This is a genomic window from Teichococcus oryzae (genome assembly GCF_008386565.1).
GTDB classification, from domain to species: domain Bacteria; phylum Pseudomonadota; class Alphaproteobacteria; order Acetobacterales; family Acetobacteraceae; genus Pseudoroseomonas; species Pseudoroseomonas oryzae.
On sequence record NZ_VUKA01000002.1, the window covers coordinates 399,248 to 420,912 of the forward strand.

Consider the following 21,665-nt stretch of genomic DNA (forward strand, 5'->3'; position numbering starts at 1 on the left):
TCAGAAGCGGTCCAGCAGCATCCAGGCGCGAAGCACCAGATCCTCCTGGAGGGTTTGACGGTAGGCGCCGGCCGCCCGCAGCGCCCGCCAGCGCCGCAGCGGCCCGCCCGAACGCGCCGCCCGCAGGATGGCCACCCGCGCGGCCGCTTCCGGCACCAGCAGGGAGGCGGCCCGGTCCAGCGCGTCCAGATGCGCGCCCAGCAGCCGCAGAAAGGCTTTCGGTCCGCGCCGCGCGGCGGCCAGCCCCCGCCGCGCCGTGCTGGGGGCGGCGCCGACGACGTTGCGGCCATGCTGGCGGTACAGGATCTGCGGCTCCGGGTCGAACAGCGCGGTGCCGCCGGCGCCGGTGACCAGGAGGTAGCACCACCAGTCATGCATGCTGCCTTCCGGTGCCGGCCCCGCCGCCGCCACCAGCCGGCGGGCCGCCGCGTTCAGCACCACGGTGCAGCCCGTGGCGACGTTCTGCACAAGGGCATTGCCGAAGCCCAGGCGGCGGGCAGGCAGCGGCGACAGGCCCTGCGGCCGCAATGCCTCGTCCACCAGGCGCTGCCGGGCGCAATACAGCGCCGGGCGTCCCGCAGGCAGTTCCGAAAGCCGCGCCATGCCGCGCGCCAGCTTTCCCGGCAGCCACACATCGTCCTGGTCGCAGAAGGCGGTGAAGGATGCCTCCGGCGCCGCCGCCAGCAAGGCCAGGAAGGAACGCATGGCGCCCAGCCGCCCGGGCAGCATCGACGCTTCCCGCACAATCCCGCCCGGCCAGTCGAAGCCACGCAGCAGCGCCTGGGTTCCATCCGTGGAGCCATCGTCGCGCCAGAACAGGAATGGCGCGGCAAGGCCTTGCTGGGCCGCCAGGCTGCGCAGCTGGTCGGGCAGGAAGCCAGCCCCCTGATAGGTGGAAAGCAGAACAACGATGTCGGTCATCGCGCGGCCTGCATGGCCTCGATCAGCGCCGCCAGCTGGCCGGGCCCCTCGGCCAGATGCAGCCCCGGCCGGGCGGCGGACAGGTTGGGATTGAAATAAGGGTCGCGCGGCGAGGCCGGCCCCGCGCAGAGCTCCGGCATCCGGCCGGAATGGCGAAGCCGCGCCAGCGGGGTCCAGACGATGCGCTGCCCCGATTGGCGCAATCCTTCGCACAAGGCCAGGTGCCATTGATCCGCCTCCGCCGGCAGGGACAGCGCCTCGAAGGCAGCGCGCCGCACGGCCAGGCATCCCGCGCCAACCGCCGAAACCTGCCGTGGCAGCCGCAACTGGCCATGATAGCCCTGGGCCGGGTAGCGCAGCCCGGCCAGGTAGGGCACCGGCCAGGCCCGTTCGCCTTCCACCACCAGGCCCGCCTCCATCGCCCTGTTCCGCGCATCCATCACCAGCGGGCCGGCGGCGCCGACGCCTGGCCGCCAGGCCTGGGCCAGCAATTCGGCCAGCCATTCCGGGTGATCGGGCCGCAGTGCCGGATCAAGGAACAACAGCATTTCGCCGCTGGCCTGCCTCGCGGCGCCGAGCGGGCCCTCCGGGCCGGCGGAAAGGATCTCGGTCCCGTCGCTGCCAGGCAGGCGCAGGATTTCCCGCAGTTTTTCGGGCAAGGGGGAAGGAGCCGTCAGCACCACGCTCAGCCGGAACGGGCGGGCCGGCAGGGGGTGGACGATGCGCGACCATCCCGGCAGGTCCGGCTGCGGCAGCGGGCGGGCGCCTGTTTCGCCACGGCGGGCCAGGTGCTCCGACACGGCGCGGCGGCCGGCGGCGGCGCAGCGCTCCAATGCCGATTCGGAAAAGGAGGCCGCGCCGGTGCCCTGCCGCCAATGATACAGCACCAGCGGAATGTGGCGCACCTGCTCCGGCCGCAACCCGGCGGTGGCCCGCAGCGCCATATCCCAGTCCTGGCTGCCCTCGAAGCCTTCCCGGAAGCCGCCGATGCGCCGCAGCAAGGCCCGCCGGTACACGCCGAGATGGCTGACCAGGTTCTGGCTCAGCAGCAATTCGGCATTCCAGCCCGGCTTGAAATGGGGTTCGGACCGCCGGCCCCGGTCATCCACCTTGTCCTCGTCGGAAAACAGCACCTGCAGTTCCGGGGCGGCCTGGACATGGTGGGCCACGGCGGCCAGGGCATGCGGCGGCAGCAGGTCGTCATGGTCCATGAGCGCGACGAACTCGCCCCGTGCCAGGTCCAGCGCCGTGTTGCTGGCGGCGCTGATATGGCCATTGGCCGGGCGGCGGACGAAGCGGATGCGGGGATCCGCCGCCGCCATTTCCCGCAGCACATGCGACACCTGCGGCTCCGGCGAAGCATCGTCGGCCACGCACAATTCCCAATGCGGGTAGATCTGCGCCTGCAGCGAGGCGATGGCTTCGCGCAGAAAGCGTTCGGGGGTGTTGTAGGCCGGCATCACCACGGAGATCAGCGGCGGGTTGCGCATGTGCCGCACCGCCGCCTGAAGGCGCTGCCGCATGGCATCGGCCGGGCCTTCCACCTGATCGATCCAGCGCTGATATTCGGCCGCAGGAATGGTGACGCCCCCCGGGCGCAGTGTGTCCAGCAGGCGTTCCGTCCAGGGGGCGTGGCGCTGCAACTGGAGCATTCCCTGGCGCAGGCTCCTGTGAAGTCCGGGATGGCGGCGCAGCCAGTGCCGCGCGGTGTTCAGGAAAGGCTGCAACAAGGATTCCCTGCGAGGGTCTTGCCGCTCCCCGGGGCAGGAGCGGGCCGTGTGGTGCCAGGCCGGGATGGAACACGCGGCCCTCATGCCATGCGCGGAGGAACCCTGCTTCCGATGCCCCTCCGGCCTGCGGACGAGGAAGCGGCGCCTGTCCGGCCACGCACCGCCAGGGGGTCAACCGTGCACGCCAGGGGCCGCCGCCATGCCTGGCATCTCTTACAACTCCGCGGCCAGTGCCGATAGTTGTCCCGCGCGGTCATGGCAGCTTTAGGGCAGCGGAGCGGAAGCGCCGCGGCTTGCAAAGCGCGGCGGCGATGAACACCTCTGGACGACCGGGCCAGTCGCCTGCGCGCCGAATGATGGGGCGCCGACAGCCCATCCATTTCGATCCGGATGCCGGCAGAAGGTCCAGTCCCGTCGCCCAGGTGATGCAAACGAGCGGTTCGGCGCGGCCGCGGGGCCTGGGGCTGGGGCGTGTGCTGCGGCTCCTGCTGCTCGGCGGCATCTGGGGCAGCCTGGCCATGGCGCTGCTGCTGTTGTGGTTCGCCTGGGACCTGCCGCGTCCGGAACAGGCGCTGGCCACGACCCGCCGCCCTTCCGTGACGCTGGAAGCGCGGGATGGCCGGCTGATGGCCACCAGCGGAGACCTTTATGGCGAGGCGGTAAGGCTGGCCGAATTGCCGGCCTATCTGCCCGCCGCGCTGATGGCGGTGGAGGATCGCCGCTTCCGCTCGCATTTCGGCCTGGATCCGGTGGGGCTCGGCCGGGCGGCGCTGGCCAATCTGCGCGCCGGGCGCGTGGTGCAGGGTGGCTCCACCCTAACACAGCAATTAGCAAAGAACCTGTTCCTGACCCCCGCCCGCTCGTTCCGGCGCAAGGCGCAGGAAGCCATGCTGACCTTGTGGCTGGAGCGCCGCTTCACCAAGGACCAGTTGCTGGAGATCTACCTGAACCGGGTTTATCTCGGCAGCGGCGCCTATGGTGTGGATGCCGCCGCGCGCCTTTATTTCGGCGTGCCGGCGCGCCGCGTGACCTTGTGGCAGGCAGCGATCCTGGCCGGCCTGCCCAAGGCGCCATCCCGCCTCAACCCGCGCAGTAACCCGGATGCCGCCATCCGCCGCGGAGCCGACGTGCTGGCGGCGATGCGGGAGGAAGATCTGATCACCGCCCGGCAGCAGGCGCTGGAAGCGGAAAGGATGGTGCTGCCGCCGCGCCCCTCGGGCGATGCCGGCTGGTTCTCCGACTGGGTGCAGGCCGACCTGGCCGAGGATTATCCCGGCAGCGGCGACCTCGTGCTGCGCACCACGCTGGACCTGCGGCTGCAGGCCGTGGTGGAGCGGCGGCTGGAGGCGCTGCTGGCCGGCCCTGGCCGCGCCGCCGAGGCGGGGCAGGGGGCCGTGGTGGCGCTGGATGCGCGCGATGGCGCGGTGCGCGCCATGGCCGGCGGCCGTTCCTATCGCGCCAGTCCGTTCAACCGAGCCACGGCGGCGCGGCGGCAGCCGGGCTCGGTTTTCAAGCCTTTTGTATGGCTTGCGGCGATGGAGCGGGGCCTCGGCCCGGAAGACGGCGTTTCGGACGCGCCGCTGACGCTGGGGCGCTGGTCGCCCGGCAATGGCGCCTGGCGTCCCCGCGGAATGATCACCCTGGAGGACGCGCTGGCGCACAGCGTCAACACCGCGGCGGTGCGGCTGCTGCAACAGGGTGGCGGGGCCGGCGAAGTGGCGGGGATGGCAAGGCGGCTCGGGATCCAGGGGCGCCTTCCCGAACATCCGTCCCTGGCGCTGGGCACGGCGGAGGTGACCCTTCTGGACCTCACCGCCGCCTATGCCGCCTTCGCCAATGGCGGCTTCCGCATCACACCCTATGGCGTGCAGCGCGCCAAATCGGCCGAGCGGCTGCTGGCGGTGCCGCGCACCGCGCCGCAGCGCGCGCTGCGGCCCGCCCAGGCGGCGGCGATGCGCCGCATGCTGGCGGCCGTGGTGCGCGAAGGCACCGGCCGTGCCGCCGCCCTGCCCGGCCGCGCCGTCGCTGGCAAGACCGGCACGACGCAGGATTTCCGGGATGCCTGGTTCGTGGGATTCGCCGCCAGCGGCGGGGTCCCCCTGGTCATTGGCGTCTGGCTGGGCAATGACGATGGTAGCCCCATGAACAAGGTCAGCGGCGGCAGCCTGCCGGCGCGCCTGTTCCACGATGTGCTGCAGGAGATGCCGCCTTGACCGATGCTCCGGACCGGATGGCGGGCCTTGCCCGGCCCATGCAGCATGCGCTGAACAATTTTTTCATGGTGCTGCAGGTGAACCTGGACAGCATCGCCGGCACGCTGCCGCCCGAGGACAAGTCGGCGCTGCGCATGGCACGCGCCCTGCAGGGCATGAAGGAGATGGAGGCGCTGCTGCGAAGCTATTTCCGCCTCGGTCGCCCGCATGAACAGGGCGAGATCGATTCCGGCCGCTTCCTGGAGGCGGTGCGGCCGGTGCTGGCGCTGGCGGTGAAGAAGCCGCTGAAGGTCGAGATCCGCGCCACCGCGCCGGTGCGCCCCGCGCGCCCCGAAGTGGATCTGGCCCTGCTGGACCTGGTGATGCCGGCGCGCGACATGCCGCCTGGCACGCCGCTGCTGGTGCTGGATGGGCGCGCCATCACCGTGAACTGGCCGGCCGATGACGCCACCGAGGCGGCGCTGCGGGCCGCCGGGCTGGAAGTCCGGCGCGACGCGGCCGAAACACGCGTGGAGATGGCGTGACCGTTTGCTTCAGACGCGCCCGCGCATGTAGCGCCGCTCCGGCCGGTAGCCGTCACGGCGGAGCCACCGCGACAGGGTCCGCAAGGCCCTTCCCAGGCGCAGGCGGAGCAGGTGGAGGGGGCTATCATTGGGGCGCGACGGCATCGGACAGGTCCCGGGCGAGAACGGAATGACCGGAGTGTTCGGCAGCAAGTTTAACGCCGCGTTAACTGGATGCCGCAAGGTGACATCGGCTTGGTTCACGCTGTTGTTTTGCGCCGCAGCAGCATCGGCCCCGTTGCGGGCCGAGCCACCCTTGCGGCCAGGTGTCGGAAGCGAGGACCCACGGCGCGTGGTGGACCCCGCCGCGGTGCCCTGGCGAGCCCTCGGCCGGGTGCAAACGGAGCTTGGCGCCCGCTGCACCGGTGCCCTGATCGGCCCCGACCTGGTGCTGACCGCGGCGCATTGCCTGGTGGCGCCGAACAGCGGGAAGCTGGTGCGGCCGGGTTCCATCCATATGCTGCTGGGCTATCAGCGCGGCCACTGGCGGGCTGCCGCCCGCGCCAGGAGCCTGCGCGTTGCGCCGGGCTTCGATCCGGTTCGGAAGGGACCGCCAACGGCGGATTGGGCGCTGCTGGAACTGGCGCAGCCCCTGGCCACTGGCCCTGAAGGCTGGCTGACGATGATGCGCCACATGCCGGCGCGCGGCGCCCGGCTGATGCTGGGCGGCTATCAGCAGGACAGGGCCGAGGTTCTGCTGGCGGATCCGGATTGCGCCCTGCTTGGCGTGGTTCGCGCCGAGGATGGCGCAAGGCTGTTGCGGCATGGCTGCGCCGGTACGCGGGGGGCCAGCGGCGCTCCCCTTCTGGTGGAAGGCGAAGCGGGCCGCTGGGCCATTCTCGGCATCAACGTTGCCAGCTATGCCGGCATCTCGGCCGGGCTGGCGGTGCCGACGGCCAGCCTTCCCTGAAAGCGGGCCGCCGGCCGGCCATCACGCCTGTGCTGGTGTTTCCGCCTTGCGGGAAGGCTCGGGCAGGTGCAGCGCTTCATCCAGATTGGCCAGCATGCGCTGCAGGCGCGGAAGGCGGTCCTTCGCCGGGGCGGTCGGAACCTGGCCCAGAGTGTCCGCGATATGTCCGCGGCGGGCAGCCCGCGCCTGCTGTCGCAGGACGCGAAGGTTGTCGTCCGGTGTCATGGTTCTTCTCCTCCATTCCGGCCGTCTTGCGGGCCGTGTGAAGAAGCTGGGATGAAGACGGTCGGCGGGCAAGTGCCGAAAGCGGGATGCAGGTTTACGCGGGCATCCACCCTGCCGGGCGCGGAGGCCCGCGCCGGTTCGCCGGTGCTGCCGCGATGAGGGCAGGCATGGAAGGAGGCCCATTCGCGTCCCTGCGCCGCCAATGACAGGGAAGTGTGAAATTTTGTGTAAACTTTCCTCTTACCAGGGCAGGCTCGCAGGCGTAGAAGCCTTGCGCAGCGCAAACTTGCACATGAATTCACAAGGATCTCCGCCGTGGCGCGCAGCAATTCTTATCACGTGTGTGTGGTTGGCCTCGGTTCCATGGGCATGGGCGCGGCCAGGTCCTGCATCGCGGCCGGATTGCAGACCTTTGGCAGCGACCTGAACCCCGTCGCCCGCGAAGCCCTAGCCGGCGCCGGCGCGGTGGCGGTGGATGCCGATGCGCGCGGCTTCGCCGACAGGCTCGACGCGGTGCTGCTGCTGGTGGTGAACGCCGCCCAGTGCAAGGCCGTGCTGTTCGGCGAGGACGCGCTGGCCGCGAGGCTGCGCCCTGGCACGGCGGTGATGGTATCCGCCACCATCTCCGCGGCCGATGCCAAGGAAATCGCCGTGGGCCTGGCCGAGCACGGCCTGTTGATGCTGGACGCGCCGGTTTCCGGCGGCGCCGCCAAGGCAGCCGCGGGCGAGATGACGGTGATGGCCGCCGGATCACGCGAAGCCTTCGACAAGCTGCGCCCGGTGCTCGATGCCGTGGCCGGCAAGGTTTACGAGATCGGCGAGGAGATCGGCCTCGGCGCCACGGTGAAGATCATCCATCAGCTCCTGGCCGGGGTGCACATCGCCGCCGGCGCCGAGGCGATGGCGCTGGCCGCCCGCGCCGGCATCCCGCTCGACACCATGTATGAGGTGGTGACCAATGCCGCCGGCAACAGCTGGATGTTCGAGAACCGCATGAAGCATGTGGTGGATGGCGACTACACGCCGAAATCCGCCGTGGACATCTTCGTCAAGGATCTGCGGCTGGTGACGGAAACGGCGCTTTCGCTGGGCTTTCCGCTGCCACTGGCCAGCACCGCCTACACCATGTTCGCCAACGCCTCCAACGCCGGCTACGGCAAGGAGGATGACGCGGCGGTGATCAAGACGTTCGCCGGCATCCAATTGCCCGGCGTAAAGGAGAAGTGAGCATGCGCCTGGGCGTCATCGGTGACGATTTCACCGGCTCCACCGACATCGCGGGGTTCCTGGTGGCCAATGGGCTGCGCACTGTGCAGCTCAATGGCGTGCCGGATGATTCCCTGCAGGTTGATGCCGATGCCGTGGTGATCAGCCTGAAGACCCGCTCCTGCCCACCGCAGCAGGCGATCGACGAAAGCCTCGCCGCGCTGCGCTGGCTGCAGGCGCGCGGCTGCCCGCAATTCTTCTTCAAATACTGCTCCACCTTCGACAGCACGCCCAAGGGCAATATCGGCCCAGTGACCGATGCGCTGCTGGATGCGCTGGGCGAGGATTTCACCGTGATCTGCCCGGTGCTGCCGGTGAATGGCCGCACCATCTACAACGGCTACCTGTTCGTGAACGGCGTGCCGTTGCACGAATCCGGCATGCGCCACCATCCGGTGACGCCGATGACCGACAGCAACATCATGCGGGTGATGGAGGCGCAGTCGCGCGGCAAGGCCGGCAACGTGCCCAGCACGGTCATGGACCAGGGCGCGCGGGCGGTGCGGGACGCGCTGGCGGCGCTGAAGGCCAGTGGCGTGCGCTACGCCGTGCTCGATGCGCTGAACGACGCGCATCTTGTCACCATGGGCGAGGCGGTGGCCGACATGAGGCTGGTCACCGGCGGCTCCGGCCTGGCGGATGGCATGGCGCGCGCCTGGACCGAGCTGCGCGGCGATGCGGCGCAGGCGGCGGAAGGCGGCAAGCCGGTGAAGGGCCGCGCCGTGGTGCTGTCCGGCTCCTGCTCGCAGATGACCAACGCGCAGGTGGCCGCTTACCGTGAGGCGGCGCCATCCCTCGCCATCGACGTGGCGCGCTGCCTGGAGGATGACGGCTACGCCGCCGAGCTGGCCGCCTGGGTCGAGGCGCAGCCGCGCGACGGGCTGGCGCCGCTGGTCTTCGCCACCATGCTGCCGGAAAAACTGAAGGAAGTGCAGCAGCGCTTCGGCGCCGCCGAATCCAGCGAGGCGGTGGAACGCATCTTCGGCGCCCTGGCGAAGCGGCTGGAAGCCGCCGGCTTCGAGCAGTTCATCGTGGCGGGCGGCGAAACCTCCGGCATCGTCACACAGTCGCTCGGCATCAAGGGGTTCGCCATCGGGCCGCAGATCGCGCCGGGCGTGCCCTGGGTGCGCGCGGTGGGCAAGAACCTTTCGCTCGCCCTCAAATCGGGCAATTTCGGCCAGGAGCGCTTCTTCTTCGACGCGCAATCCGCAGCCGCATAAGGGAGACACCGGGAATGCCGCGTTTTGCCGCCAACCTGTCGATGATGTTCACCGAGGTGCCGTTCCTGGAGCGCTTCGGCAAGGCCGCCGAGGCCGGGTTCCAGGGCGTCGAGTTCCTGTTCCCCTATGAGCATCCGCCGGAGGCGATCGCCGCCGAGCTGAAGAAGCACAACCTGACCCAGGCGCTGTTCAACATGCCGCCGGGCGACTGGGTCAATGGCGAGCGCGGCATGGCCGCCATTCCGGGGCGGGAGCAGGAATTCCGCGATAATGTCGCGATCGCCCTCCGCTACGCCAAGGCGCTGGGCTGCAAGACGCTGCACGGCATGTCCGGCATCGTCACGGGGATGGACCGCGAAGCCTGCAAGAAGACCTTCGTGGAGAATTTCCGCTACGCCGCGGACGAGCTGGCCAAGGACGGCATCACCCTGCTGGTGGAGCCGATCAACAGCCGCAACATGCCAGGCTACTTCATCGCGCACCAGCTGGAGGCGGTGGAGCTGGTGAAGCAGGTTGATCGCCCGAATGTTTCGGTGCAGTTCGACCTCTACCACGCGCAGATCATGGATGGCGACCTGACCAAGCTGATCGAGAAGATGGCTGGCAAGTTCGCGCATGTGCAGATCGCCTCCGTGCCCGACCGGCACGAGCCCGATGAAGGCGAGCTGAACTACCCGCACCTGTTCGCCGTGCTGGACAAGTCCGGCTACCAGGGCTGGATCGGCTGCGAATACAACCCGCGTGGCGAAACCGCCGCCGGCCTCGGCTGGTTCGCGCCCTACCGCGCGCGCTGAGATGATTCCTGCCGAAAGGCAAAACCTGATTGTCTCCCGGCTGACCGGCCGGGGGGTGCTGAGCATCAACGAACTGGTTGAGCTGCTGGGCGTGTCGCACATGACCGTGCGACGCGACATCCAGCTGCTGGAACGCCAGGGTCGCGTGATGTCGGTCGCCGGCGGCATCCGGCTGCCGGAGAAGATCGTCAACGAGCCCTCGCATCTTGCCAAGGCGGTGCTGGCGCATGCCGAGAAGGCGGCCATCGGCCGGCTGGCGGCGGCGATGATCGAGCCGGGCGCCGTGATCTATCTCGATGCCGGCACCACGACGCTGGAGATCGCGCGGCTGATCGCCGGGCGCGGGGACATTGCGGTGGTCACCAATGACTTCGTCATCGCGGCGCTGCTGTCCCGTGAATCCCGCTGCCGCCTGTATCACACGGGCGGCCAGGTGGAGCGCGAGAACCAGTCCTGCGTCGGCGAGCCGGCGGCCGACGCCATCCGCCGCTTCAACTTCGACATCGCCTTCATCTCCACCTCCTCCTTCGGCATGCGCGGCGTTTCGACGCCGTCGGAGAACAAGGTGGCGGTGAAGCGCGCCATCGCGCAGAGCGCGTCGCGCAGCATTCTTGTCACGGACAGCAGCAAGTATGGCCGCATTGGCACCTTCAATGCCGTGCCGCTGGAAGCGCTGTCCGCCATCGTCACCGATCCCGGCCTGCCGGACACGGTGCGCGCCGCCATCCGCCAGCGCGGCATCGCGCTGCACATCGCGGCGCCACCCGAAGCCACGCCGCAGGCCGAACCGAACCGGGAGAGCACCCCAGCATGAAGATCATTGTCACCGGCGGCGCCGGCTTCCTCGGCAGCCGCCTGATCCGCGCCCTGCTGGCCCAGCGCGGCCGGAAGGGCGTGCCTGAATTCGACGGCATCGTGTCGGTGGATCTGGCGGCTTGCCCGGTTGAGGATGCCCGCATCCGCTCCGTCACCGGCGACATCGCCGATCCCGCCTTCGCGCGGGGGATCGTCGGTCCGGACACCGGCGCCATCTACCACATGGCGGCGGTGTTGAGCGGCCAGTCGGAAGCCGAGTTCGATATCGGCATGCGCGTCAACATCGACGGCACGCGCGCCCTGCTGGAAGCGGCGCGCGCCACCGGCAAGGCGCCGCGCTTCATCTTCGCCTCCTCCCTGGCGGTGTTCGGCGGCGAGATGCCGGAGGTGGTGCCGGAGAACCTGGCGCTGCTGCCGCAATCCTCCTACGGCGCGCAGAAGGCGATCGGCGAGCTGCTGGTGTGCGACTACTCGCGCAAGGGCTTCATCGACGGCCGCGTCTGCCGCCTGCCCACCATCGTGGTGCGGCCGGGCAAGCCCAACTCGGCCGCCTCCTCCTTCGCCAGCGGCATCATCCGCGAGCCGCTGAACGGGGAGGCGTCGAACTGCCCGGTGCCGCTTGAGACGAAGATGTGGCTGTCCTCCCCCGATGCGGTGGTGGCCAACCTCGTTCATGCCCTGACGGTGGAAGGGCAGGCGCTGGGCATCAACCGCGTGCTGAACCTGCCGGGCATCTGCGTCACGGTGGGAGAGATGCTGGACAGCCTGGAGCGGGTCGGCGGCGCCGCGCCCCGCGCCCTGGTCAGCCAGCAGGCCGAGCAGCGCATCATCGACATTGTCTGCTCCTGGCCCGGGAATTTCGACGTCAGCCGCCCGCTGGCGCTCGGCTTCACCCGTGACGGCGATTTCGACTCCGTGGTGCGCCAGTACAAGGACGAATTCGTCCGCTGAAGCACCTGCCGCCTGGCGCAGTGCCAGGCGGCCTTCTGATCAAAGCTGGAGACTACAATGAACGCTGCCGCATCCGCGGTGGGGCCGGGGGCCATTATCGGCCTCGTCCTCGGGATTTGCCTGCTGATCTTCCTGGTCCTGCGCACCAAGATCCATGCCGTCGTGGCACTGGTCATCGCCGCTTCCATCGCCGGCCTGTCGGCGGGCATGGCGCCGGATGCGGTGGTGCGGTCGATCTCCAACGGCTTCGGCTCCACCTTGTCCACCATCGGCCTGGTGATCGGCTTCGGCGTGATGATGGGGCGGATCCTGGAAGTCTCGGGCGCGGCCGAGAAGCTGGCGATCACCTTTGTCCGCTGGCTGGGCGAGAAGAAGGAGGAATGGGCGATGATGGCCACCGGCTACATCGTTTCCATCCCGATCTTCTGCGACAGCGCCTTCGTGATCCTCAACCCGCTGGTCCGGGCGCTGGCGCGCAATGCCGGCCGGTCGGTGCTGACGCTGGGCATCGCCCTGGCGGGCGGCCTGATGCTGACCCACCATGCCGTGCCGCCGACGCCGGGGCCGCTGGGCGCCGCCGGCATCTTCAACATCGATATCGGCCTGATGATCTTCTGGGGCGTTGTGCTGACGCTGCCGGCAACCTTCACCATCATCCTCTATGCCCGCGCTATGGGCCCCAGGATCGAGCGGATGATCGAGGTCGATACCGGCGAGTCGATCTCCGGCGCCTTCCAGCAGTTCAAGGAGGAAGCCAGCGCTCGGGAGCGGGACCTGCCCTCCCTCGGCATTTCCATGATGCCGATCGTCGTGCCCATCGTGCTGATCTTCATCAACACGGTGGTGTCCGGCGTGGTGACCGCCAGCGGCGACGCCACCCTGAAGGAAGCGTTGTGGGTGCAGGCCAGCGCCTTCATCGGCAATCCGGTGATCGCCGTCGGCCTTGGCGTCATCCTGGCCGTCTGGGGCCTGGCCGGCAACCTGTCGCGGCAGGACACGGTGAGCGAGCTGGAGAAGGGCATTGAGGGTGCCGGCATCATCATGCTGGTGACCGGCGCGGGTGGCGCGCTGGGCGCGGTGCTGCGCGACAGCGGCGTCGGCACCTATATCGGCGAATGGGTGGCGACGCTGCCGCTGCCGGCGGTGTTGATCCCGTTTGTCATCGCCAGCCTAGTGCGGCTGATCCAGGGCAGCGGCACGGTGGCAATGATCACCGGCGCCTCGATCTCGGCGCCCATCCTGGCGCAGATCCCGGATGTGAACCTGGTGTTCGCGGCGCAGGCGGCCTGCATCGGCTCCATGGTGTTCGGCTATTTCAATGACAGCTACTTCTGGGTGATCAACCGCATCCTGGGGGTGAAGAGCGCCAAGCACCAGATGCTGACCTGGTCGATCCCCAGCACCATCGGCTGGGGCACCTCCCTGGTGACGCTGCTGGTGCTGAACATGTTCTTCGGCTGACGGGAACCGGGGCGCCTGGCCGCGCCCCGGCCTGCTGCTCCGGTGCTGTCGCAACGCCTAACCCTGCATGGAACCGCACGATGACCGAGTCCGAACTGCGCGACCTCCTCTGCGAACTGGGCGCCAGCCTGTTCGCGCGCGGCTATTCCGTTGGCAGCGCCGGCAACATCAGCGTCCGGCTGCCGGATGGCTACCTGATGACGCCGACCAACTCCTCCCTGGGGCGGCTGAAGGCGGACCGCATCAGCAAGCTGGATGCCGGCTGGAACCATGTCGGCGGCGACAAGCCGTCCAAGGAAGTGTTCATGCACCGCGCCGTGCTGACCGCGCGGCCGGAAGCCGGCGCGGTGGTGCACCTGCATTCCACCTGCGCCACCGCGATCGGCTGCCTGGCCGCGCCGGGCGACGCCATGCCGATCCCGCCGCTGACGCCCTATTTCGTCATGCGCGTCGGACGCACCCTGCCGATCATTCCGTATTACCGGCCGGGCGACGCCGCCATGGAGAACGACATCCATCAGGCCGCCAAGGGAGCGCGGGCCGTGCTGCTGGCCAATCATGGCCCGGTGGTGTCCGGCAAGTCGCTGATCGATGCCGTGTATGCGGCGGAGGAGTTGGAGGAATCCGCGAAGCTGGCCCTGATGCTGCGCGGCCAGAACGCCCGCGAACTGACGCCGGCGCAGGTGGATGACCTGCTCTCGACCTTCGGGTAACTGGCCTCGGCCATCCTTCATCTTGATGGCGGTGAAGCGGGCTTTTGGCCGCTCCGCCACGACGGCTGCTGCCGAATCGCAGGCTGCCCCGCCAATGCATCGCTGTGCGGCCGGAACAGCGTCAACTCCACAAATGAGGGCTTTCTCGCCTTTCTGCTCTACCGATGATTGTTGGGTGCGGTATCAGAAAACAGAATAGTCGCGCAGGTTCCCGAAATGTATCCTTTTCGGATTCGGAATAATAGGCAAGCTTAGCCTTTCCTGGAGCGGTATGCAGTGCCCGTGAGGCAGCAGGCCGGTGCCCGCACCAATTCGGACCGAGGTGGACCAACATGGCCCTGACACTGAGCCTGAACCTGCCGCAAGACTTCAACGGCAGCTACGTCGTCCCGGAAGGCGGGATCATCCAGATCCGCGTGGTCAGCAGCGACCCGGCCCTGAGCGAAAGTGTGCAGATCGCGCCGTCCAGCTTCTATGCCGGTTCTTTTGTCTCAACGGTGCCACAGACGGTGAATTTCACGGCGGGCGGCGCCGCCGAACAGTTCGTGCAATTCCAGCTGACCGATGACCAGATCTTCGAACTCGATGATTACTTCGAGCTGTCGATGACGCCGCTCAACAACGCCACACTGAATACCTGGTATCTTTACGGGCGGATCCAGGACAATGACAACCTGCCCTCCGTCAGCATCACGGCACGCGAGAACACGATCGTCGAAGGGGCGGCGGATGCTGTTTTCCGCTTCGATATCATGCGCCAGGGTGTCGATCTCAGCATGACGACCGATGTCGAGGTCCGGTTCGAGGGCGTCGCCCCGACACCTGCCTCCAGCGCGGATTTCAGCGGCCCCTATGCGGCGCTTACCCCGGCCCTGGTGCGGTTCGCTCCAGGCGAGACCGTCAAGACCATCGAATTGCCGATCGTCGATGACAACGCCATCGAGGGTTCTGAGGTGTTGCGCGCGTTCATCAGCAACTCCACCAGCACCAGTGAGAGCCAGTCCTGGCCGACGCCGCAATACACGCCCATCACGAATTATGACGCGACCGTCGCCATCCTGAATGACGATCCAAACGTTTCCCCGCCTCCGCCCAGCACGACCGTCGATACCTTCCGTTTCTACAATGCCGGCGCGGGCACGCATTTCTACACCACCAGCGTCGCGGAGCGCGACAATGTCATCGCCAACGTTCCCGGCCTCACCTATGAGGGGGTCGGGTTCCAGAGCGTTCCCGGCACGGCCGAGGGTGCCGATGCCGTTTATCGCTTCTACAACACCGCCACGGGAACCCATTTCTTCACCATCAGCGCGGCCGAGCGGGACAGCGTCATCGCGAATATCCCGAGCTACACCTATGAGGGGATCGGACTGTACGCCAGCAACCAGAACAATGCCGGGCTGACGGAGATGTACCGCTTCTACAACACCAATTCGGGCACGCATTTCTATACGGCCGGCCTGTCGGAGCGGGATGTGGTGATCGCGAACATCCCCTCCTATCGCTACGAGGGCGCAGGCTTCTACGTGCCCGAGACGCGCGACGCGGACTACCTTCTGGGTTAGGCGCGGCTCAGCCCTTGGCTTCCGGCATGACCGGAAGCACCGCCGGCTTCCGCGTGACCAGCAACTGGTTCACGCGGAAGCCTTCCACATCGACCACCTCGAACACATAGCCGGCGGCCTCCACCCGGTCCGCCTTGCGCGGCACCCGGCGCAGGCGGTGCATCACGAAGCCGCCCGCCGTGTGATATGGGCCGTCGGTCGGCAGCGCCTCGGTGCCGAGCGCCATGGCCACGTCGGGCATGGGCGCGATGCCGTCCACCAGCCAGGAATCCGCGTCACGCCGGACGATGACCCGTTCCTCGAAGGGGTCGGCAAGGCCGCCCACCAGGGCCGCCAGCACATCCTTGTAGGTGACCAGCCCGACCACCACGGCATATTCGCTGACCACGAGCGCGAAGCCGGCGCCCTGCGCCTCGAACTGCGCCAGCACCTCCCACAGATCCAGCGTTTCCGGCACGGAAGGGGCGTCGCGCCGCATGCGGGCGGCGGTGTCGGGCGTTCCTGGCTTCAGCGCATCCGGCTTCAGCGCGCCGGGGCCGGCCTGCAGCACTTCCACCAGCACGTCCTCCGCGCGGGTATAGCCGACCACATGGTCCAGCCCGCCATCGCAGACCGGGTAGCGCGAATAAGGCTGGCGCCGCACCTTGTCGCGCCATTCCTCCGGCGATTCCCGGAGGTCGAGATACACGATCTCGTCGCGCGGCGTCATGGCGGAGGTGACGGTGCGCTCGCGCATCGCCAGCACATTCTCGATCAGCCGGTGCTCGCTGGCGTCCAGCGTGCCGGATTCGGCGCTGGCGGCCAGGGTGGCGCGCAACTCCTCCGGCGTGACCTCCTCCGCCTGGGCGGAGGTCGGCAGGCCGAGCAGGCGCATCAGCCCGTCCGCCAGGCCGGAGAAAACCCAGACCAGCGGTCGCAGCAGCGTCAGCGCGGCGGCGGGGAACCAGCCCACGGCCACCGCCACCCGCTCCGGCTGCATCATCGCCACGCGCTTCGGCACCAGATCCGAGAACAACACGAACAGGGAGGTGATCACCACGAAGGAGATGACGGAGGCCAGGCCTTCCGCCCAGGCCCCGGCGCCGGAAGCCAGCAGCAGGCGCGACAGGCCGGGTGTCAGCGCGCCCTCGCCGACCACGCCCGCCAGGATGCCCACCGCGTTGACGGCGATCTGCAAGGCCGTGACCACGCGGCCCGGCTCCGCCCGCAAGGCCAGGAAACGCGCGGCGCGGGTTTCACCGGATTGTGCCAGAACGCGCAGCCGCGTCGCGCGGGCGGCGGCGAACGCGATCTCGGACAGCGAGATGATGATGCTGACCGCGACCAGAAGCAGGATCAGGCCAAGGCCGATGACGATATCCAAGACGGGGCTCCCATTGGCGGTGGCAGGGGATGATGCCGCTGCCCCGTGCATGCCCCGCCTGGCCGGCCGGCGGCAAGAACCCTGTGCGCCGCCCTGGAAAAGGCGGCGGCGTCAGCCTAGCCGCGGAGGCTGGCGGCGAGGCGCGCTTTCACCAGCGACACAAGGCGCGGCTGCAGCTTCTGCCATCCCAGATACAGCAGAACCGCCGCACCGAGCGTTGCGCCGATGGCCACCGGGTCCGGGTCCTGGCCCAGCTGCTTTGCCAGCCATCCGCCGATGCTGCCCGGCATGAGCATGAGCGGCGCCCAGATCACCGCGGACAGCACGTTGGCGCTCTGGAAGGCTTTGTTGCGCATGCCGGTGACACCGGCCGCCAGCGGGGTCACGGCGCGCATCGGGCCCAGGAAGCGGCCGATGAACACCGCCCACCAGCCCCAGCGGCGGAACACCACCACCGACCAGGCATAGGCCCGGCGGCAGGAGTTCGGCAGGCGCCGGCGCACCGCGTAAGGCCCGATGGCGCGCGCCAGCCAGTATCCGGCGGCGTCCCCCAGGATGCCCCCGGCGATGCAGGCCAGCAGCACCGGCCCCGGCGCCAGCATGTCGGTGCCGATCAGCGCCCCGATGCCCAGCAGCAGCGCCGTGGACGGCACCACGATGCTGACCACCGGGAAGGACTCCAGGAAGGCGATGGCGAAGGTGACCGGCGCCGCCCAGGCGGCATTCGCACGGACCCAGGTGTCGAAGGCGAGAACCCAATCTTCCAGCATGGCGCAAACTAGTTCAGGGGCCATTCCCGGCGCCAGGGCGAAAGCGGGGGCGGGGGCGGTCACGTTCGCGCTGCCGCGTCAGCAGAACAGGGCTTCCACCAGGGAAACCACCGCGCCGATGCCGACCAGCATGGCGCCGAGCAGGATCAGCACCAGCCCGACGCCGTATTTCAGGGTGGCGATCCCGTAATCGATCAGGCGCCAGCCCAGGGCGGCGGTGTCCCGGCCCTGCCGGCATGCTTCGTGGGCCGGTGGGGCCAAGGGCGCGGCCAGGGGTGGGGCAGCGGCGGGAACGGCACCCACGGCTGCCATGGGGAAGGGGATGGCGGGAATGGCATGAACCGGCGCGGCCAGGAACAGGCCGGCCAGCAGGATCAGGCGTTTCAGCAAGCGGATCTCCGGCGGGGCCGCCTGTCATCGGGCCACCCCGCCGGGGATGCAAGCTTCAGCGGCCCGGCATGCCTTCCGGCACCACGGTCCGGATCAGGGTCGAATCCAGCGCCTCATAGGCGGCGTAGTCGATGGTCTGGTACAGCTCGGCCCGTGTCTGCATGCGGTCCACCATCTTGTGCGTGCCGCCGTCGCGGTTGATGGCGGCGTAAAGCTCCTCCATGGATTTCGCGGCGACGCGGAGCTGGCTGACCGGCCAGATCACCATGGAATAGCCCATCGCCTCGAACTCCTGGTCCGTGAAGAAGGGCGTGCGGCCGAATTCCGTCATGTTGGCGAGCAGCTTGACGCCCGGCATGCGGGCGGAGAACTCGCGGAACATCTCGGCATTGGTCAGCGCCTCGGGGAAGATCGCGTCGGCGCCGGCCTCCAGGTAGAGCTTGGCGCGCGCCACCGCGCCGTCGATGCCCTCGCTGGCGGCGGCGTCGGTGCGGGCGATGATCACCAGGTTGCGCCGCGCCTTGCGGGCGGCCGCGACCTTGGCGGCCATGTCGCGCGCATCGGCCAGCTTCTTGTCGTTCAGGTGGCCGCACTTCTTAGGCAGGAGCTGGTCCTCGAGATGCACGGCGCCGGCGCCCGCCTCCTCGAAGGCGCGCACCATGTGCATGACGTTCAGCGCCTCGCCATAGCCGGTGTCGCCATCCACCAGCACCGGCAGCCCGGCGGCGCGCACCACCTGGCGGATGTGCCAGGCGACGTCATCCACCGTGATCATCCCGAGGTCCGGCAGGCCCATGGTGGCGGACATGGCGGCGCCGGACATGTACAGCGCCTCGAACCCCGCCTTCTTCGCCAGCAGGGCCGCGATGCCGAGATGGGCGCCCGGCATGCGCAGGATCTGCGGCCGCTCCAGCAGGGCGCGGAAGCGCTGGCCGGCGGGGGCGTCCGGCAGGTCGTCGGCGATTACATAGGGCATCAGTGATCCTTTGCGGTGCGCTGCGCGATGGGGACGAAGCGGCGGTTCTCCGGCCCGGTGTAGTTGGCGGTGGGGCGGATGATCTTGCCGTCGATCCGCTGCTCGATGATGTGCGCGCTCCAGCCTGCCGTGCGGGCGATCACGAAGAGCGGCGTGAACATCGCCGTCGGCACGCCCATCATGTGGTAGGACACGGCGCTGAACCAGTCGAGATTGGCGAACATCCGCTTGGTGTCGGCCATCACCGCCTCGATCCGGTCGGCGATGTCGAACATCTTGCGGGAGCCGACCTCGTCGGACAGCTCGCGCGCCACCTGCTTGATGATGACGTTGCGGGGGTCGGACACGGTGTAGACCGGATGGCCGAAGCCGATCACCACTTCCTTGGCCTCGACGCGGCGGCGGATATCGGCCTCGGCTTCATCCGGCGTGTCGTAGCGCTTCTGGATGTCGAAGGCGACCTCGTTGGCGCCGCCATGCTTCGGGCCGCGCAGCGCGCCGATGCCGCCGGTGATGGCCGAGTGGATGTCCGCCCCCGTGCCGGCGATCACCCGGCAGGTGAAGGTGGAGGCGTTGAACTCGTGCTCGGCATAAAGGTTCAGGGAGGTGTGCATGGCCCGCACCCAGGATTCACGCGGCGCGGCGCCATGCAGCAGGTGCAGGAAATGCCCGCCGATGCTGTCATCGTCGGTTTCCACCTCGATGCGCCGGCCATTGTGGCTGAAATGGTACCAGTAGAGCAGCATGGAGCCGAGCGAGGCCATCAGCCGGTCGGCGATGTCGCGCGCGCCGGCATGGCTGTGGTCGTCCTTTTCCGGCAGCACGCAGCCCAGCGCCGAGACGCCGCTGCGCATCACATCCATCGGATGGGCGGCGGCGGGGATCGCCTCCAGCGCCAGCCGGACCGATTGCGGCAGGCCGCGCAGCGAGCGCAGCTTGGCCTTGTAGCCGCGCAGCGTCGCCTCGTCCGGCAGGGTGCCGTGCACCAGGAGGTGGGCGATCTCCTCGAACTCGCAGGCGCCGGCGATCTCCAGGATGTCGTAGCCACGGTAATGCAGGTCATTGCCCGTGCGGCCGACGGTGCAGAGCGCGGTGTTGCCGGCCGGCACGCCGGACAGGGCCACGGACTTCTTCGGCTTGGGAGCGGCGGCGGTCGCGTCGGTCATCGTGTTTCCCATGGTTTGCTTGGTTGCGGCCGGTCCGGCCGGGCGCGGCGCCACTCGGCGGCCACGCAATGGTTGCGAAGATCGCGAAAATGCCGCCGCCGGTGAAGGGGCTTTCCTGCTGATTCGTGCCGCCCTACCAAGCATTTCCAGCGAAGATTGCGAGGGGGCGGGGCTGTGCCGGCCATGGAGAACAAGATCTATGCCGGAGAGCGCCTGCGCCGCCTGCGCATGGCGCGCGGCATGACACAGGCGCGGCTGGCGGTGATGCTGCGGCTTTCGCCCTCCTACCTGAACCAGATCGAGCGCGACCAGCGCCCCTTGCCACGCGAGGTGCTGAACCGCCTTTGCGCCCTGCTGGACGTGGCGCCGGATTATTTCGCGGAAAGCGACGAGCTGCGCCGCCTGGGCGACCTGCGCGAGGCCCTGGCCAATCCGGTGCCCGGCGCCGAGCCGGTGGAGCTGGCCGAGGCGCATGCCGCCCTGCGCGCCGCCCCGGGGGTGGCGGCCCGCTTCCTGGCGCTGCACCGTGCCTATCGGGCCCTGGAGGAGGAGCATCGCGCCCTGCGTGCCCGCCTGGCCGATGACGGCCCGGCAGGCCCCGCTTCCCGCCTTCCCTATGACGAGGTTCAGGACTGGGTGCAGTCCTGCCTCAACCACTTCCCGGCGCTGGACGAGGCGGCGGAGCGCCTGTTCGAAAGCGGCGGGTTTTCCGCCCAGACCCTGCGCACCGATCTGGAGCGGCACCTGCAGGTCCGGCACGGCATCGCCGTGGCGGAAACGCTGCGCGAGGGGCCCGATAGCGGCGTGCTGTGGCGCCTGGACCGCGCTGCGGGGCGGCTGCTGCTGGCGGAGGAGGTGGCGCCCGAAAGCCGCCTTTTCTACATGGCCCATGTGGTCGGCCTGCTGGAGCAGGAAGGGGCGATCGACCGCATGGTGGCCGGCGCGCCGCTTTCCGGCGCCGATGCGCGCGCCCTCGCCCGGGTCGGGCTGGCGAATTATTATGCCGGCGCGCTGATGCTGCCTTACCGGCGCTTCCGCGCCGCGGCGCGCGAATTGCGGCATGACGTGGAGCGGATGCAGCGCCGCTTCGGCGCTTCCTTCGAGCAGGTCTGCCACCGTCTCAGCACCTTGCAGCGCCCGGGGGAGGAAGGCGTGCCCTTCTATTTCCTGAAGGTGGACGTGGCCGGCAACGTGTCCAAGCGGTCCAGCGCCACGCGCTTCCATTTCGCCTTGTTCGGCGGTGCCTGCCCGCTGTGGAACGTGCACCAGGCCTTTGCCCAGCCGGGCCGCATCCTGGTGCAGCTGGCGCGCACGCCGGATGGCTCCACCTATCTTTGCATGGCGCGCATGGTGGGCGGGGGTGGCGGCTATCTGAGCCTGCCGCGCGAAGGGGCGGTGGGCCTGGGCTGCGACATCGCCCATGCCGGGGAGCTGGTTTACGCGACCGGGCTGGCGCTGGATGACCGGCAGGCGCCGGTGCCGATCGGCCCCGGCTGCCGGGCCTGCGAACGGGCCGATTGCCGGCACCGCGCCATGCCGCCGGCGGGCCACCGCCTTGATGTCGGCACGGCCGAGCGGGGCCTGCTGCCTTACCGCATCGCGCGGCCGGGTTCGCCGGGTACTTGATGCGGATGCCCGCGGCAACAACGCAG

General features: G+C 69.0%; 20 protein-coding genes. 12 read left to right on the forward strand and 8 right to left on the reverse strand.

The window, feature by feature from the left end; translation table 11 throughout:
* A complete protein-coding gene (locus F0Q34_RS21755) occupies nt 1-921 on the reverse strand; it encodes a glycosyltransferase (protein WP_161600798.1) in 921 nt (306 codons plus the stop codon).
* Complete coding sequence (locus F0Q34_RS07995) at nt 918-2,648, reverse strand: glycosyltransferase family 2 protein (RefSeq protein ID WP_161600799.1); 1,731 nt, start codon at nt 2,646-2,648, stop codon at nt 918-920. Before F0Q34_RS07995 ends, F0Q34_RS21755 begins: the two co-directional genes overlap by 4 nt.
* A 476-nt stretch (nt 2,649-3,124) precedes the next feature.
* Between F0Q34_RS07995 and F0Q34_RS08000 the strand changes: the two genes are divergently transcribed.
* From F0Q34_RS08000 to F0Q34_RS08010, 3 genes are all read left to right on the forward strand, one after another.
* Nucleotides 3,125-4,864, forward strand: coding sequence for a transglycosylase domain-containing protein (locus F0Q34_RS08000; protein ID WP_241665384.1), 1,740 nt, complete (start codon nt 3,125-3,127; stop codon nt 4,862-4,864).
* On the forward strand, nt 4,861-5,388 hold the full coding sequence (locus F0Q34_RS08005) for a hypothetical protein (RefSeq protein ID WP_149811630.1): 528 nt from the start codon (nt 4,861-4,863) through the stop codon (nt 5,386-5,388). Before F0Q34_RS08000 ends, F0Q34_RS08005 begins: the two co-directional genes overlap by 4 nt.
* 331 nt (nt 5,389-5,719) lie before the next feature.
* Nucleotides 5,720-6,337 carry a trypsin-like serine peptidase gene (locus F0Q34_RS08010; RefSeq protein ID WP_161600800.1) on the forward strand — a complete coding sequence of 206 codons (618 nt, stop codon included), beginning with the start codon at nt 5,720-5,722 and terminating at the stop codon, nt 6,335-6,337.
* A gap of 21 nt (nt 6,338-6,358) precedes the next feature.
* Here F0Q34_RS08010 and F0Q34_RS08015 read toward each other — a convergent pair whose 3' ends face one another.
* On the reverse strand, nt 6,359-6,562 hold the full coding sequence (locus F0Q34_RS08015) for a hypothetical protein (RefSeq protein ID WP_149811632.1): 204 nt from the start codon (nt 6,560-6,562) through the stop codon (nt 6,359-6,361).
* Nucleotides 6,563-6,877: 315 nt separating this feature from the next.
* Between F0Q34_RS08015 and ltnD the strand changes: the two genes are divergently transcribed.
* The 8 genes from ltnD (at nt 6,878) to F0Q34_RS08055 (ending at nt 15,348) form a co-directional block, all read left to right on the forward strand.
* Nucleotides 6,878-7,789, forward strand: coding sequence for an L-threonate dehydrogenase (gene ltnD, locus F0Q34_RS08020; RefSeq protein WP_149811633.1), 912 nt, complete (start codon nt 6,878-6,880; stop codon nt 7,787-7,789).
* Nucleotides 7,790-7,791: 2 nt separating this feature from the next.
* Nucleotides 7,792-9,048, forward strand: coding sequence for a 3-oxo-tetronate kinase (otnK, locus tag F0Q34_RS08025; protein ID WP_149811634.1), 1,257 nt, complete (start codon nt 7,792-7,794; stop codon nt 9,046-9,048).
* A 14-nt stretch (nt 9,049-9,062) separates the two neighbouring features.
* Complete coding sequence (gene otnI / locus F0Q34_RS08030; RefSeq protein WP_149811635.1) at nt 9,063-9,842, forward strand: 2-oxo-tetronate isomerase; 780 nt, start codon at nt 9,063-9,065, stop codon at nt 9,840-9,842.
* Between the two features lies 1 nt (nt 9,843).
* Nucleotides 9,844-10,656, forward strand: coding sequence for a DeoR/GlpR family DNA-binding transcription regulator (locus F0Q34_RS08035; RefSeq protein ID WP_149811636.1), 813 nt, complete (start codon nt 9,844-9,846; stop codon nt 10,654-10,656).
* Nucleotides 10,653-11,609, forward strand: a complete 957-nt coding sequence (gene denD / locus F0Q34_RS08040; RefSeq protein WP_149811637.1) for a D-erythronate dehydrogenase — start codon at nt 10,653-10,655, stop codon at nt 11,607-11,609. Before F0Q34_RS08035 ends, denD begins: the two co-directional genes overlap by 4 nt.
* Before the next feature lie 57 nt (nt 11,610-11,666).
* Entirely contained in the window at nt 11,667-13,070 is a 1,404-nt protein-coding gene (locus tag F0Q34_RS08045; protein WP_149811638.1) for a GntP family permease, read from the forward strand.
* 80 nt (nt 13,071-13,150) lie between these two features.
* The gene (gene otnC, locus F0Q34_RS08050) at nt 13,151-13,783 is read left to right on the forward strand and encodes a 3-oxo-tetronate 4-phosphate decarboxylase (RefSeq protein ID WP_149811639.1); all 633 of its coding nucleotides are present in this window, start codon (nt 13,151-13,153) and stop codon (nt 13,781-13,783) included.
* 332 nt (nt 13,784-14,115) lie between these two features.
* Nucleotides 14,116-15,348, forward strand: a complete 1,233-nt coding sequence (locus F0Q34_RS08055; protein ID WP_149811640.1) for a Calx-beta domain-containing protein — start codon at nt 14,116-14,118, stop codon at nt 15,346-15,348.
* A 7-nt stretch (nt 15,349-15,355) separates the two neighbouring features.
* On the opposite strand, the gene F0Q34_RS08060 is transcribed toward F0Q34_RS08055, so the two are convergent.
* From F0Q34_RS08060 to prpC, 5 genes are all read right to left on the reverse strand, one after another.
* A complete protein-coding gene (locus tag F0Q34_RS08060) occupies nt 15,356-16,762 on the reverse strand; it encodes a hemolysin family protein (protein WP_149811641.1) in 1,407 nt (468 codons plus the stop codon).
* Between the two features lie 65 nt (nt 16,763-16,827).
* A complete protein-coding gene (locus F0Q34_RS08065; protein WP_241665387.1) occupies nt 16,828-17,544 on the reverse strand; it encodes a DedA family protein in 717 nt (238 codons plus the stop codon).
* Nucleotides 17,545-17,559: 15 nt separating this feature from the next.
* Entirely contained in the window at nt 17,560-17,871 is a 312-nt protein-coding gene (locus tag F0Q34_RS08070) for a hypothetical protein (protein WP_149811642.1), read from the reverse strand.
* A 55-nt stretch (nt 17,872-17,926) separates the two neighbouring features.
* The gene (prpB, locus tag F0Q34_RS08075; protein WP_149811643.1) at nt 17,927-18,847 is read right to left on the reverse strand and encodes a methylisocitrate lyase; all 921 of its coding nucleotides are present in this window, start codon (nt 18,845-18,847) and stop codon (nt 17,927-17,929) included.
* Complete coding sequence (prpC, locus tag F0Q34_RS08080; protein ID WP_149811644.1) at nt 18,847-20,013, reverse strand: bifunctional 2-methylcitrate synthase/citrate synthase; 1,167 nt, start codon at nt 20,011-20,013, stop codon at nt 18,847-18,849. Before prpC ends, prpB begins: the two co-directional genes overlap by 1 nt.
* Before the next feature lie 183 nt (nt 20,014-20,196).
* Between prpC and F0Q34_RS08085 the strand changes: the two genes are divergently transcribed.
* The gene (locus F0Q34_RS08085; protein WP_149811645.1) at nt 20,197-21,639 is read left to right on the forward strand and encodes a helix-turn-helix domain-containing protein; all 1,443 of its coding nucleotides are present in this window, start codon (nt 20,197-20,199) and stop codon (nt 21,637-21,639) included.
* Nucleotides 21,640-21,665 lie beyond the last annotated feature (26 nt).

Coding starts and splice junctions, on each gene's coding strand:
- F0Q34_RS08055 (WP_149811640.1), top strand. CDS start 14,116: ATGGCCCTGACACTGAGCCTGAACCTGCCGCAAGACTTCAACGGCAGC.
- F0Q34_RS08060 (WP_149811641.1), bottom strand. CDS start 16,762: ATGCACGGGGCAGCGGCATCATCCCCTGCCACCGCCAATGGGAGCCCC.
- F0Q34_RS08015 (WP_149811632.1), bottom strand. CDS start 6,562: ATGACACCGGACGACAACCTTCGCGTCCTGCGACAGCAGGCGCGGGCT.
- prpB (WP_149811643.1), bottom strand. CDS start 18,847: ATGCCCTATGTAATCGCCGACGACCTGCCGGACGCCCCCGCCGGCCAG.
- prpC (WP_149811644.1), bottom strand. CDS start 20,013: ATGACCGACGCGACCGCCGCCGCTCCCAAGCCGAAGAAGTCCGTGGCC.
- otnC (WP_149811639.1), top strand. CDS start 13,151: ATGACCGAGTCCGAACTGCGCGACCTCCTCTGCGAACTGGGCGCCAGC.
- denD (WP_149811637.1), top strand. CDS start 10,653: ATGAAGATCATTGTCACCGGCGGCGCCGGCTTCCTCGGCAGCCGCCTG.
- otnK (WP_149811634.1), top strand. CDS start 7,792: ATGCGCCTGGGCGTCATCGGTGACGATTTCACCGGCTCCACCGACATC.
- otnI (WP_149811635.1), top strand. CDS start 9,063: ATGCCGCGTTTTGCCGCCAACCTGTCGATGATGTTCACCGAGGTGCCG.
- F0Q34_RS21755 (WP_161600798.1), bottom strand. CDS start 921: ATGACCGACATCGTTGTTCTGCTTTCCACCTATCAGGGGGCTGGCTTC.
- F0Q34_RS08035 (WP_149811636.1), top strand. CDS start 9,844: ATGATTCCTGCCGAAAGGCAAAACCTGATTGTCTCCCGGCTGACCGGC.
- F0Q34_RS08085 (WP_149811645.1), top strand. CDS start 20,197: ATGGAGAACAAGATCTATGCCGGAGAGCGCCTGCGCCGCCTGCGCATG.
- F0Q34_RS08045 (WP_149811638.1), top strand. CDS start 11,667: ATGAACGCTGCCGCATCCGCGGTGGGGCCGGGGGCCATTATCGGCCTC.